Annotated in this window: 13 protein-coding genes; 9 read left to right on the forward strand and 4 right to left on the reverse strand. The window is 72.4% G+C overall.

All coding sequences use genetic code 11. The features are described from left to right. From ACWJ6R_RS18455 to pdhA, 3 genes are all read right to left on the reverse strand, one after another. The coding region (locus ACWJ6R_RS18455) for a biotin/lipoyl-containing protein (protein ID WP_449063410.1) at positions 1 to 492 on the reverse strand (492 nt) is incomplete at its 3' end. 11 nt (positions 493 to 503) lie between these two features. Then, positions 504 to 1484 carry an alpha-ketoacid dehydrogenase subunit beta gene (locus ACWJ6R_RS18460; RefSeq protein ID WP_449063411.1) on the reverse strand — a complete coding sequence of 327 codons (981 nt, stop codon included), beginning with the start codon at positions 1482 to 1484 and terminating at the stop codon, positions 504 to 506. After that, the gene (pdhA, locus tag ACWJ6R_RS18465; RefSeq protein WP_449063412.1) at positions 1481 to 2599 is read right to left on the reverse strand and encodes a pyruvate dehydrogenase (acetyl-transferring) E1 component subunit alpha; all 1119 of its coding nucleotides are present in this window, start codon (positions 2597 to 2599) and stop codon (positions 1481 to 1483) included. Before pdhA ends, ACWJ6R_RS18460 begins: the two co-directional genes overlap by 4 nt. A 314-nt stretch (positions 2600 to 2913) precedes the next feature. Here pdhA and purS point away from each other — a divergent pair, with 314 nt between their 5' ends. From purS to purL, 4 genes are all read left to right on the forward strand, one after another. Beyond that, positions 2914 to 3159 carry a phosphoribosylformylglycinamidine synthase subunit PurS gene (gene purS / locus ACWJ6R_RS18470; protein ID WP_189239741.1) on the forward strand — a complete coding sequence of 82 codons (246 nt, stop codon included), beginning with the start codon at positions 2914 to 2916 and terminating at the stop codon, positions 3157 to 3159. Positions 3160 to 3345: 186 nt separating this feature from the next. Beyond that, a complete protein-coding gene (locus ACWJ6R_RS18475; RefSeq protein ID WP_449063413.1) occupies positions 3346 to 3768 on the forward strand; it encodes an ATP-binding protein in 423 nt (140 codons plus the stop codon). 212 nt (positions 3769 to 3980) lie between these two features. Further along, positions 3981 to 4664, forward strand: a complete 684-nt coding sequence (gene purQ / locus ACWJ6R_RS18480; protein ID WP_449063414.1) for a phosphoribosylformylglycinamidine synthase subunit PurQ — start codon at positions 3981 to 3983, stop codon at positions 4662 to 4664. An 8-nt stretch (positions 4665 to 4672) separates the two neighbouring features. Beyond that, on the forward strand, positions 4673 to 6940 hold the full coding sequence (gene purL / locus ACWJ6R_RS18485) for a phosphoribosylformylglycinamidine synthase subunit PurL (protein WP_449063421.1): 2268 nt from the start codon (positions 4673 to 4675) through the stop codon (positions 6938 to 6940). Between the two features lie 106 nt (positions 6941 to 7046). Here purL and ACWJ6R_RS18490 read toward each other — a convergent pair whose 3' ends face one another. Beyond that, positions 7047 to 7625: a Uma2 family endonuclease gene (locus ACWJ6R_RS18490; protein WP_449063415.1), complete on the reverse strand. Its 579-nt coding sequence runs from the start codon at positions 7623 to 7625 to the stop codon at positions 7047 to 7049. Between the two features lie 373 nt (positions 7626 to 7998). Between ACWJ6R_RS18490 and ACWJ6R_RS18495 the strand changes: the two genes are divergently transcribed. The 5 genes from ACWJ6R_RS18495 (at position 7999) to ACWJ6R_RS18515 (ending at position 12464) form a co-directional block, all read left to right on the forward strand. After that, positions 7999 to 8556: a hypothetical protein gene (locus tag ACWJ6R_RS18495; protein ID WP_449063416.1), complete on the forward strand. Its 558-nt coding sequence runs from the start codon at positions 7999 to 8001 to the stop codon at positions 8554 to 8556. Beyond that, complete coding sequence (locus ACWJ6R_RS18500; protein WP_449063417.1) at positions 8535 to 10073, forward strand: adenylate/guanylate cyclase domain-containing protein; 1539 nt, start codon at positions 8535 to 8537, stop codon at positions 10071 to 10073. The genes ACWJ6R_RS18495 and ACWJ6R_RS18500 overlap by 22 nt, the downstream gene beginning before the upstream one ends. Before the next feature lie 132 nt (positions 10074 to 10205). Next, the gene (locus tag ACWJ6R_RS18505) at positions 10206 to 10877 is read left to right on the forward strand and encodes a Crp/Fnr family transcriptional regulator (protein WP_449063418.1); all 672 of its coding nucleotides are present in this window, start codon (positions 10206 to 10208) and stop codon (positions 10875 to 10877) included. A 103-nt stretch (positions 10878 to 10980) separates the two neighbouring features. Continuing rightward, positions 10981 to 12201: an MFS transporter gene (locus tag ACWJ6R_RS18510; protein WP_449063419.1), complete on the forward strand. Its 1221-nt coding sequence runs from the start codon at positions 10981 to 10983 to the stop codon at positions 12199 to 12201. Then, complete coding sequence (locus ACWJ6R_RS18515; RefSeq protein ID WP_449063420.1) at positions 12201 to 12464, forward strand: hypothetical protein; 264 nt, start codon at positions 12201 to 12203, stop codon at positions 12462 to 12464. The genes ACWJ6R_RS18510 and ACWJ6R_RS18515 overlap by 1 nt, the downstream gene beginning before the upstream one ends. The last annotated feature ends 25 nt before the right edge of the window (positions 12465 to 12489 follow it).

Genomic DNA, 12489 nt, shown 5'->3' on the forward strand with positions numbered 1-12489 from the left:
CGGAGCCGGAGCCGGAGCCGGAGCCGGAGCCGGAGCGGCGGGCGGCTGCCTGCGGGGGCGGCGCTTGGCCGCACCCGGCTTGACGCCGTAACCGACCAGCACGGGCTGGCGCTTCTCCCCGCCCCCCGCGCCGGTCCCGTTCCGGCCCGCCTCCTCGGGGACCGCCGGGACAGCCGGGACGGCCGGGACCATGTCGTCGGCCAGCGCCGCCCGGCCTGCCGGGGCGTCCGCCGGGGGCGGCGGAACCGGGGCCGCGGCGCCGTCGTCGACCGCGATGATGGGCCTGCCCACGTCGACGGTCTCGCCCTCCTCCGCCAGCAGCGCGGCGACCACGCCCTCGAACGGGCAGGGCAGCTCGACGACCGCCTTGGCCGTCTCGATCTCCACGATGGTCTGGTTGACCTTGACCGGGTCACCGGCCTTCACGTGCCAGCGGACGATCTCCGCCTCGGGCAGGCCCTCGCCCACGTCGGGGAGCTTGAACTCCTTCACCGTCCCCCCTCTCAGAACGCGAACGCGCGGTCGACGGCGTCCAGCACCCGGTCCAGGTCCGGCAGGTAGTGGTCCTCCAGCCGGGAGGGCGGGTACGGCGTGGACGGTCCGCCCACGCGCAGCACCGGCGCCTCCAGGTGGTAGAAGCACTCCTCGGTGATCCGGGCGGCCAGCTCGGCGCCGTAGCCGTTGAAGACGGGCGCCTCGTGCACCACGACGCACCGCCCGGTGCGCCGTACCGACTCCACGACCGCGGGCAGGTCCAGCGGGTTGAGCGAGCGCAGGTCCACGACCTCCAGCGAGCGGCCGTCCTCCTGGGCGGCCGCGGCGACCTCCAGGCAGGTCTTCACCATCGGCCCGTAGGCCAGCAGCGTGGCGTCCGCGCCGGGCCGCACGACGCGGGCGGCGTCGAGGGGGAGCCAGTCCGCCGAACCGGAGGTGTCGACCTCGGCCTTGTCCCAGTAGCGGCGCTTGGGCTCGAAGAAGATCACCGGGTCGTCGCACCGGATCGCCTGCTGGATCATCGCGTAGGCGTCCGCCGGGTTGGCGCAGGCCACCACGCGCAGGCCCGCGGTGTGCGTGAAGTACGCCTCGGGGGACTCGCTGTGGTGCTCCACCGCACCGATGCCGCCGCCGCAGGGGATGCGGACCACGACGGGGAGCCTGAGCTTGCCCAGTGAGCGCATCGGCATCTTGGCGAGCTGGGTGATGATCTGGTCGACGGCGGGGAAGACGAACCCGTCGAACTGGATCTCGCAGACCGGCCGGTAGCCGCGGAGCGCCAGGCCGATGGCCGTGCCGATGATGCCGGACTCGGCCAGCGGGGTGTCGATGACCCGCTGCTCGCCGAAGTCCTTCTGCAGGCCGTCGGTGACGCGGAACACGCCGCCGAGCTTGCCCACGTCCTCGCCCATGACGAGGACCTTGGGGTCGTCCTCCATCGCCTTGCGCATGCCCTCGTTCAGGGCCTTGGCCAGGGTGAGCGTCGTCATCCCTCGACCCCCTCGTTCTCGAATCCGGCGAGGTAGGCGGCGAACTCGGCGCGCTCGGCCTCGACCAGCCGGTGCGGCTCGGCGTAGACGTGCTCGAACATCTCCATCGGCCCGGGGTCCGGCATCTGCAGGCAGCGCCTGCGCACGTCCTTGCCGAGCTCGTCGGCCTCGGCGTCGATCCCGTCGAAGAACGCCTGGTCGGCGAGCCGGTTGCGGACCAGGTAGGCCTTGACCCGCTCGATCGGGTCCTTGAGCTTCCAGGCCTCCAGCTCGTCGGCCAGCCGGTAGCGGGTCGGGTCGTCGGAGGTGGTGTGCGCGCCCATCCGGTAGGTGTAGGCCTCGATCAGCACCGGTCCCTGGCCGGAGCGGGCGTCGGCCAGCGCCTTGCGGGTGACCGCCAGGCAGGCGAACACGTCGTTGCCGTCCACCCGGACGCCCGGGAAGCCGAATCCGCTGGCCCGGCGGTAGAGCGGGATGCGCGACTGCTTCTCCAGCGGCTCGGAGATGGCCCACTGGTTGTTCTGGCAGAAGAACACCACCGGCGCGTTGAACACCGACGCCCAGATGAACGACTCGTTCACGTCGCCCTGGGAGGTGGCGCCGTCGCCGAAGTAGACGATCGAGGCCGCGCCGTCCTCGCCGACGGCCCCGTCGCGCTGGATGCCCATGGCGTAGCCGACCGCGTGCAGGGTCTGGCTGCCGATCACGATCGTGTAGAGGTGGAAGTTGTGCTCGGCGGGGTCCCAGCCGCCGTGGTTGACCCCCCGGAACAGACCGAGGAGGTTGACCGGGTCGACCCCTCGGCACCAGGCCACACCGTGCTCGCGGTAGGTCGGGAAGGCCATGTCCGCGCCGGTCAGGGCCCGGCCGGAGCCGATCTGCGCGGCCTCCTGGCCGAGCAGCGAGGCCCACAGCCCCAGTTCGCCCTGGCGCTGCAGGGCGACGGCCTCCAGGTCGATCCGGCGCACCATGACCAGGTCGCGGTAGAGGCCGCGGATCTCCTCGGGCGTCAGGTCGATGTCGTAGTCGGGGTGCTCGACCCGCTCCCCTTCGGGGGTCAGCAACTGGACGAGCTCGGGGGGTGCCTGGGCACCGCGAGAGGCGTCGGCTGTCACGTGCCGCTCCTGTGTGCTCGGGGCCGTCCGAGCGGGGTCACCGCTCGTGTCCGGCCGGTTAGCGACGCATCGGATCCGGTTGATGGTGGTCCGTCTGCGCTTGTGGACATCGTGGCAGACGTCACATACCCGCGCGCAAGCCCTGCTCCGGCCTCCATACGATCCCCGTTCCCCTCCCGCCCCCTTTACACCCGTGCGGAACGGACCCGGAACGGACCCGGGGCGGACCCGGGGCGGACCCGGCGACGGGCCGCCGGCGGGGACCGTTACGCTTGAGGCGCCCAACCGATCCCGCTGCATCCTGGAGGAACACCGTGGCGCGCGTCATCGTCGACGTCATGCTGAAGCCCGAGATTCTCGACGCCCAGGGGCAGGCCATCGCCCGGGCGCTCCCGCGGCTCGGCTTCTCCGGCGTCTCCGCGGTACGGCAGGGCAAGCGGTTCGAGGTGGAGCTCGACGGCCCGGCCGACGAGGCCGCTCTTTCGGACGTCCGCAAGATGGCCGAGACCCTGCTGGCCAACACCGTGATCGAGGACTACAAGGTCACGGTCGAGGAGTAGATAGCCGGATATCGTCAGCACAATCCCTCTATGACGGTTAAATCCATCCCTGGGGGCATCCCGCACCACGTCCTGACTAACAGTGGATAACATCACAGTTATTTTGCGGTTAGCCCGGATTCCCAAGGGAAACCTTCATTGGGTGACGTCTGGCCCGGGAGGGATCCGGTGGATTTCGAGTTCTCATTGGCTCTGCCAAGAGAGGCCGTCGGCATCCCGATGGTCCGCAGGATCATCGGTGACTCCCTGGCCCTCCGCGGTGTGACCAGGAGCTGCGTCTCCGACATCCTGCTCGCGGTCACCGAGGCGTGCACCAACGCCGTGCGCCACGGCGGCCCGGACAACCGCTACGAGGTCGAGGCCGCCATCGGCTCCGACCGCTGCGACGTCCGCGTCACCGACAGGGGCCGCGGCCTCGTCCGGATGCCGGACCACTACCCGCCGAGCGACATCGAGAACGGCCGCGGCATCCTGATCATGCAGTCCGTGGTGGACGAGATCTCCTTCGACATCGCCCCCGGCCGCGGCACCACCGTGCACCTGCGCAAGCGGCTCCACCGCTACGGCGACCCCGCTCCCGAGCGCCGCCGCGAACTGGCCGCCGTCTGACCGCCACCCGGCCGCCACCCGGCCACGCGGAACCGCGGACCCCGCGATCGGGGCCCCGATCCGCGGGCCGGTCAGCGCCGGATCCGGACGCGGGCCGTACACCTCGTTGTGAGCTCTCCCCGCGGAGCGGATAGCCTGGGCGCACCGCCGCAGACCGCCGTCCGATGTGTGAGACGTCGGCGCGGCGCTCGTTTGTGGAGGGGAACGCTGTCATGAGTGCTGCCCGCGTGGGCGTCGTCACTTTTCCCGGGACTCTTGACGATCAGGACGCGGCCCGTGCCGTGCGCCATGCGGGGGGCGAAGCCGTCCCGCTGTGGCACGCCGACCCCGATCTCAAGGGGGTGGACGCGGTCTTCCTGCCCGGCGGGTTCTCCTACGGGGACTACCTCCGGTGCGGGGCGATCTCCAGGTTCGCGCCGCTGATGGAGGAGCTGATCCCCGCCGCCAGGGCCGGGCTCCCCGTCCTGGGGACCTGCAACGGCTTCCAGATCCTCTGCGAGGCCCACCTGCTGCCCGGCGCGCTGATGCGCAACGCCGGGCTTCACTATGTCTGCCGCGACCAGGGCATCCGGGTCGAGAACACCGCCACCCCCTGGACCTCGGACTTCACCGGGGGCCAGGAGATCGTGCTGCCGGTCAAGCACGGCGAGGGCCGCTACGTCGCCGACCCGGCGACGCTCGCGGCGATCGAGGCGGGCGGCCAGGTCGTCTTCCGCTACACCGGGGGCAACCCCAACGGCTCCCTGAACGACATCGCCGGCATCCGCAACGAGGCCGGCAACATCGTCGGCCTGATGCCCCACCCCGAGCACGCCGTCGAGGACCTGACCGGCGCCCCGAGCACGGACGGCCGCGCCTTCTTCACCTCGATCCTCAAGAAGCTGGTGAACGCGTGAGCCCCGACGTGAACCCTGACGTGAACCTCGACACCGTCAAGCGCGCCGCGGACACCCCCGACGAGCGCCAGCCCTACGCCGAGCTGGGCATGAAGCTCGACGAGTACGACCGGGTCAAGGAGATCCTCGGCCGCCGGCCGACCAGCTCCGAGCTGGCCATCTACAGCGTCATGTGGAGCGAGCACTGCTCCTACAAGTCCTCCAAGGTGCACCTGCGGCAGTTCGGCACCAAGGCCCCGCACTCCGACGCGCTCCTGGTCGGCATGGGCGAGAACGCCGGCGTCGTGGACATCGGCGACGGCTGGGCGGCCACCTTCAAGATCGAGTCGCACAACCACCCGTCCTACGTCGAGCCGCACCAGGGCGCGGCCACCGGCGTCGGCGGCATCGTCCGCGACATCATGTCGATGGGCGCGCGGCCGATCGCGGTCATGGACGCCCTGCGCTTCGGCGGCGCCGAGGCGGCCGACACCCGCCGGGTACTGCCCGGCGTGGTGGAGGGCATCAGCCACTACGGCAACTGCCTTGGCCTGCCCAACATCGGCGGCGAGGTCGTCTTCGACCCCTGCTACATCGGCAACCCGCTGGTCAACGCCCTGTGCGTGGGCCTGCTCCGCAAGGACCAGATCAAGCTGGCCATCGCGCCGGGCGCGGGCAACAAGGTCGTGCTCTTCGGCGCGCTGACCGGCCCCGACGGCATCGGCGGCGCGTCGGTGCTGGCGAGCGCGACCTTCGAGGACGAGTCCCAGGCCAAGCGTCCCAGCGTGCAGGTCGGCGACCCGTTCATGGAGAAGCTGCTGATCGAGTGCTGCCTGGAGCTCTACCAGGCGGACGTGGTCGTCGGCATCCAGGACCTCGGCGCGGCCGGCGTCTCCTGCGCCACCACGGAGCTCGCGGCCAAGGGCACCGGCGGCATGGACGTCAGGCTGGACCTCGTCCCGCTGCGCGACCCGTCGCTGCGGCCCGAGGAGATCCTGATGAGCGAGTCGCAGGAGCGCATGATGGCGGTCGTCGCCCCCGACGACATCGACGCCTTCATGGCGATCTGCGCCAAGTGGGACATCCCCGCGACCGTGATCGGCGAGGTCACCGACTCCGGCCGCCTGGTCATGACCTGGCACGGCGAGACCATCGTGGACATCCCGCCGGGCACCGCGGCCGACGAGGGCCCGGTCTACGAGCGGCCCTTCCACGAGCCGGCCGGGCAGGCCGCGCTCAACGCCTCCTCGGCCGCGGACCTGCCCCGCCCCGAGGACCTGCGCGCCACGCTGCTGCAGCTGCTCGGCTCGCCGAACCTGGCTTCCAAGGAGTGGGTGACCTCCCAGTACGACCGGTACGTCCGGGGCAACACCGTGCTGGCCCAGCCCGCCGACGCCGGGGTGCTGCGGATCAGCGAGGCCATGCCCGGCGCCGAGGAGACCACCCGCGGCATCGCGCTGGCCACCGACGGCAACGGCCGCTACGCCCGGCTGGACCCCTACGCCGGGGCGCAGCTCGCCCTCGCCGAGGCCTACCGGAACGTCGCGGTGACCGGCGCCGTCCCGCTCGCGGTCACCAACTGCCTCAACTTCGGCTCCCCCGAGGACCCCGAGGTCATGTGGCAGTTCTCCGAGGCCGTGCGCGGCCTGGCCGACGCCTGCAAGGCCCTGGGCGTCCCGGTGACCGGCGGCAACGTCTCGTTCTACAACCAGACGGGCTCCACCCCGATCCACCCGACCCCGGTCGTGGGCGTGCTGGGTGTGATCGAGGACGTGGCCAAGCGGGTGCGCAGCGGTTTCACCGGCACCGGCGAGAAGGTCGTCCTGCTCGGCGAGACCAGCGCGGAGTTCGGCGGCTCGGAGTGGGCGCACGTCGCCCACGGCCACCTGGGCGGCCTCCCGCCCGCGGTGGACCTGGAGGCCGAGCGCGCCCTGGGGCGGGTGCTCACCGAGGCCGCCTCGCGGGGCCTGCTCACCGGCTCCCACGACCTGTCCGACGGCGGCCTGGCCATCGCCCTGGCCGAGGCGTGCCTCGCCCAGGGCATCGGCTGCACGGTCTCGCTCACGGGCGACGACGCGTTCGTCGACCTGTTCAGCGAGTCGGCCTCCCGCGCCCTGGTGACCGTCCGGCCGGAGTCCTTCGAGGCCTTCGCCGAGCTCTGCGCCGCCCACGAGGTGCCCTGCTACGGCCTGGGCACCACCGGCGGCGCCTCGCTGGTCGTCGAGGGCGTCCTGGACATCCCGGTCGCCGAGCTCAGGGAGACGCACACGGGCACGCTCCCGGCCATCTTCGGCTGATCCACGCACGACGGAGGGGTACGGCTCACGCGGACCGTGCCCCTCCGCCTTTTCGCGGGACGATGTCCGGTCGGGCGAGGTTTCGCCCGCTACCGCGCTGCGAGGCTCAGGAGAGCAGCTCCCGTATCGTGACGGTGACGGGAAAGGGCACCGTGAGCCGGAGTTTCTCCCGCTCGATGGCGGTCGGCACGTAGGCGCCGGTGGTGTCGTCCAGCTCGTACACGTGGACGACGGGGAGGTTGTTCTCGTTCTCGATCCGCCAGAAGTGGCGGATACCGGCCTGTGCGTACCGCTCCGGCTTGACCTTCCGGTCGCGCTCCTCCGAGTCGGGTGAGACCACCTCGACCGCGAGGACGACCTCCTCAGGCCGGTAGGTCGTGCGCTCCAGCCCCGTCCCGGGGGGTTCCCGGACGACCATGACATCCGGCTCCGGCCGCTGACGCCGCCCCAGCGTGACCGTCATCTCCCGCACCACGTCGAGGCCTTCCGGTGCCGCGGACCGCAGCACTCGGGTGAGGTTGTCGATGACCCTCATGTGGAACTTGGTCTGCGGGGACATCACGATGAGGGCTCCATCGACGAGTTCGAGGCGGCGCGGCGCTTCGGGGGGGAGCCGGTCGAGATCCTCCGCGACCCAGCCGTCGGCCGGCGGGTAGAACCAGGAAGGCAGCACTTCAGCGGTCATCTCGTCCCCCTCCGAATCCGTTGTCACTTTAGGGTTCACCTCCGTCCGTCTCAGGTCTTTCCACGGATTCCTCGCCCGCCCACCTTCTCATTCCCGGCGAACGATTACATTCATCCGCCGCCGGGTCGCGGGCCGCCAGTCGCATCCGGTACGGACGCTTACCGGCGGGGGTCCGGCGGGGTTTCCGCAGGAGTCCCGTGAGGTTTCCGCGGGGTCCCCGCACAGGGTTTCCGCACGGTGGTCTCCGAGAGAGGAAAGGCGTTGGCGGCACCGGCGGTGTGCCGGGATAATCGGGGCGTTCGGGGGAACCCGCCCGCGGGGCGGGCGGACGCCACAGGGGGTCACGGGACTCCCGATGAATACGGAGGCCACTGTGCCGACGAACGACTCGACGGCCGCACCGGAAGCCGGCGGCGCCGGGCCCGAGCCGTACCTCCCTCCGGCGACCCAGCCGGTCCGCGCGGTGGTCTGGGTGATGCACCTGGCCCTGCCGATGCTCGGGCTCTGGCTGCTGCTCGCCCAGCCCCATCTCAACGCCCGCTGGCAGGACAACCCCGCCCACTTCTGGCTGATCAACGCCGTGGCCGGGATCAGCCTGGTCCTGGGCGCGCTGGTCAGCCGGTCCTCCGCCCGGCGCGCGGACGCCCGGCTGCTCCTGGTCTCGCTGGTCTTCCTGAGCAGCGCCGGCTTCTTCTTCGTGCACGGCCTGACCACCCCGAAGGTCATCCTCGGCGGGCCGAGCCACGGGTTCGACCTGTCCCACCCGGTCGGCCTCATGGTCGCCGCCGCCTTCGCGTTCGCCTCGGCGCTGCCGCTGGGCGAGCGGGCGGCCGGGGCCGTGCTCCGGTCACGGAACCTGCTGCGCGGCGGCTCGCCGTACTGGTCGCCGGATGGGGGGCGGCCTGCCTGGTGCCGGGCCTCACCCCGCTGAGCGCCAGGCCGCCCGCGCACGGCGCGGACCTCGGCGGAGCCGAACTGCTCGCCGTCGCCCTGTACGGCGCCGCCGCGGTGATGGTGTTCCGGCTGCACCGCAGGCGCCCGGCGGCGATGCTGATCAGCCTGGTCACCGCCTACGCCCTGCTCGCCGAGGCGGTGGTCGCCGGGATGTCCCACCACAACTGGCACCTGTCCTGGTGGCTCTGGCACGTGCTGCTCACCCTGGCCTTCGCCTTCGTGGCCTACAGCGCCCACCTGCAGTTCCGCCGCGAGGGCTCCGGCGCCGGGCTGTTCGACTCGGTCGCGCTGAGCGCGACCGTCCGCAGGATGCGCGGCGAGTACACCCAGGCGCTGGAGGAACTCGTCACCCACCTGCGCCGCCGGGAGGACGGCAGGGCGGGCGGCGGGACCGGCGCCGGGGTCCCGGTCGCGACCAGGCTCGCGGGCAAGTTCGGGCTCACCGAGGCGCAGGCCGCCGTGCTCGACCGGGCGGGCGAGGCCCTGGCCACCGAACGCGAGCTGTCCGAGCGGCTGGCCGCCCTGGTGGACCTGGGCAACCGGGCCCGGGTGGGCCTACCCGAGGGGGAGCTGCTCTCCCACGCGATGGAGCGGGTACGGCAGGCCTACGGCGACGTGCGCATCAGCCTGGTCGCGGACGGGCGGGTCGCGATCGGCTCCGCCGAGTACACCCAGCGGGACTTCCCCGGCGGCGGGCCGATCCGGCGCGGCGACGCGGTCCTGCACCCGCTCACCGTCAAGGGCCGCCTCGCCGGGGCGCTGGCGGTCCCGGTGGGCCTGACCTCGCAGGACGAGGTGCTCGCGGCGACCCTGGCCGCGCAGCTCTCGATCTCCCTGGAGAACGCCCGGCTCTACCAGGAGCTGGAGGGGCTCTTCCGCAACTACATGTCCCCGGACGTGGCGCAGGCGCTGCTGGCCGACCCGCGCCGGGCCGAGCTGGGCGGCGAGCTGGTCGAGCTGACCGCGCTCTTCGCCGACCTGAAGGGCTTCACGAGCTTCTCCGAGCGGGTCGCGCCCGGGGAGATCGTCGACATGCTGAACCGCTACCACGGCGCGGCCGTGCCGATCGTGCTCGCGGCCGGCGGCACGATCGTGCAGTTCGTCGGCGACGCGATGCTGGCGCTGTTCAACGCCCCGGCCCGGCAGCCCGACCACGCCGAGGCCGCGGCCCGGGCGGCGCTGGCCATGCAGGAGGCCGCCGAGGAGATCGCCGCCGGCACGCCCGGTTACCCCCGGTTCAGGATCGGGATCAACACCGGGCCCGCGCTGGTCGGCAACATCGGCAGCCCCCAGCTGCGCGGATTCAACGCGATGGGCGACTGCGTGAACGTGGCCGCCCGGCTGGAGGGCGTGGCCGAACCCGGTACCGTCGTGATCGGCCAGAGCACCCTCGACCAGATCGGCCCCGGGGCGAAGGTCCAGCCGCTGGGCGGGCTGAGCCTCAAGGGCAAGGAGCATCCCGTGCACGCCTACGTCCTGTCCGGGCTGACCTGATCCGGCCGGAGCAGGAGTCCGGGCCGCACCGCACCGGGACGGCCGGCGCCGCACGCCGCCGTCCCGGCCCGTCCCCGTGTCGACCAGCACCCCCTCCAGGAGGCACCCGTGAGCCCGTCCCCGTCCCCGTCCGTGTCCGTGTCCGTGTCCGAACCGGGCGAGTTCCTCTCCCTGCTCACCCCCGAGGAGGCCGCCGGGCTGCGCGCGGCCGGGCGGCCCCGGCGGTGGGACCGGGGCACGACGCTGATGGCCGAGGGCGACGCGGCCGACTGGGTGCTCGTGCTGACGTCCGGCCGGGTCAAGGTCTCCTCGCACACCGCCTCCGGCACCGAGGTCGTGCTGGCCGTACGGGGGGCCGGTGCGCTGCTCGGCGAGTTCTCGGCCATCGACGGCCTGCCGAGGTCGGCCACGGTGACCGCGCTGGAGCCGGTCGAGGGGATCGTCGTCCGCGATTTCACGGCCTTCCTGCGCGAGCATGGCCGGGTGGCGGTGCTGCTCCTGCAGACGGTGACAGGCCGGATGCGCGACGCCGACCGCAAGCGGATCGAGTACGGCGCGTTCGACACCGCCGGCCGGGTCGCCACCCGCCTCCTGGAACTGGCCGAGCGGTACGGCGAGCAGGCGGGCGGCGCGGTCCGGGTGGCGCTGCCGCTCTCCCAGGACGAGCTGGCCGGCTGGACCGGCTCCTCCCGCGAGGCGGTCAGCAAGGCCCTGCGCTCGCTCCGGGACCGGGGGCTGATCGAGACCGGCCGCCGCCGCGTGATCATCCACGACATCGAGGGGCTGCGCCGCCGCGCGAGGTGACCGGCCCCACGATCCGGGACGAACACGGCGCGGGACGAACACGACCCCGGACAGAGACCACCCCGGACAAAACGGACGTACAGCGTGCGTCAGACTGGTCGGCATGGTCGCGATCCCTCAGGACCTGCCCGGCTCGCCCGAATACTCCTCCAGGCTCCGCTACGCCTGGCGCGTCTGCTCGGTCACCAGCCTCGGGCTGGTGCTGATCGGCGTCTCCGGCAGCACCCTCAACGTCGCCCTCCCGGCGGTGGTCCGGCACTTCCGGGCCGACGCCTTCGCCTCCGGTTGGATCCTGCTCTCGTTCATGCTCGTCAACACGGCGACCCTGGTGTTCTTCGGCAGGGTCGCCGACCTCCTCGGCCGCCGGGAGGTCTACCTCGCCGGATTCGCCCTCTTCACCGCCGCCTCGCTGCTCGCCGGGCTCTCCCCCGGCGTCTGGTTCCTGATCGCGATGCGGGTCCTCCAGGCGGTCGGCGCGGCGATGATCCTGGCCAACGGGACCGTGATCATCACCGACGCCTTCCCGCCCGACCGGCTCAGCCAGGGCATGGGCGTCTACATCGGCACGCTCTCGGTCGCCCAGCTCGCCGGCCCCACCGTGGGCGGGCTGATCGCCGAGACGGCCGGCTGGCAGTGGATCTTCTGGGTGAACGTGCCCGCCGGGTTGATCGCCGTCGGCTGGGGCGCGTTCACCCTGCGCAAGATCGACCGTGACCCCCACGGCCCCCGGGAGCCGGTGGACGCCCCGGGCAACCTGGTGGTCTTCGCGCTGCTGTCCGCCGCGCTCATCGCGCTCTCCGAGGCGGGCTCGCGCGGCCCGGGCAGCCCGGTCGTGATCGTCGGCGCGGCGGTCGCGGCCCTCCTGGTCCCGGTCCTCGTCGTCGTGGAGCGCCGGGCCTCCCACCCGGTGCTCGACATGCGCCTGTTCGCCGAGCGCATGCTGGCCTTCGCCAACCTCGCCTCGTTCTGCAACGCGCTGGCCCGCTCGGCGCTGATCCTGCTGGTCGCCCTCTACTTCCAGGCGGCCAGGGGCGTGGACGCGGTCACCGCCGCCTTGGGCGTGCTCCCGGTCCCGATCGGCATGGCCCTCGCCTCCCCGCTCGCGGCGCCCTCGGCCGCCGGATCTCCCCCTACGCGCTCTCCGTCGGGGGCTGCCTGTTCAGCGCCTCCGGGCTCGGGATCCTGCTGCTCAACACCGCGCCCGCCACGCCGTACTGGGTCATCGGCGCGGGGCTGTTCCTGTGCGGCTGCGGCAGCGGGACGTTCCTCACCGGGAACACCACCCAGGTCATGCAGGCCCTGCCGCCCGGGAGCCTCGGCGTAGTGAACGGCTTCCGCCTCATGATCATGAACGTGGGGATCGTGCTCAGCGTCGCCGTCACGCTGAGCGTGCTCACCGGCTCGGTCAGCCCGCAGCTGCGCGGCCAGGTCTACGCGGGCACGCTCTCCCGCGTCTCCCCGGTCGCCGTGGAGCAGCTCATGGACGGCTTCCAGAAGACGTACGGCGCGCTGTTCGCCGTCGCCCTGACCGGCGCCCTGCTGGCCGCCCTGGCCCGGAGCCCTCGGGAGGGGTCCCCCGCCCGGTGAGCACCCGGCGGGGCGCCCGCCGCGA

It is taken from the genome of Planomonospora algeriensis (assembly GCF_977012225.1).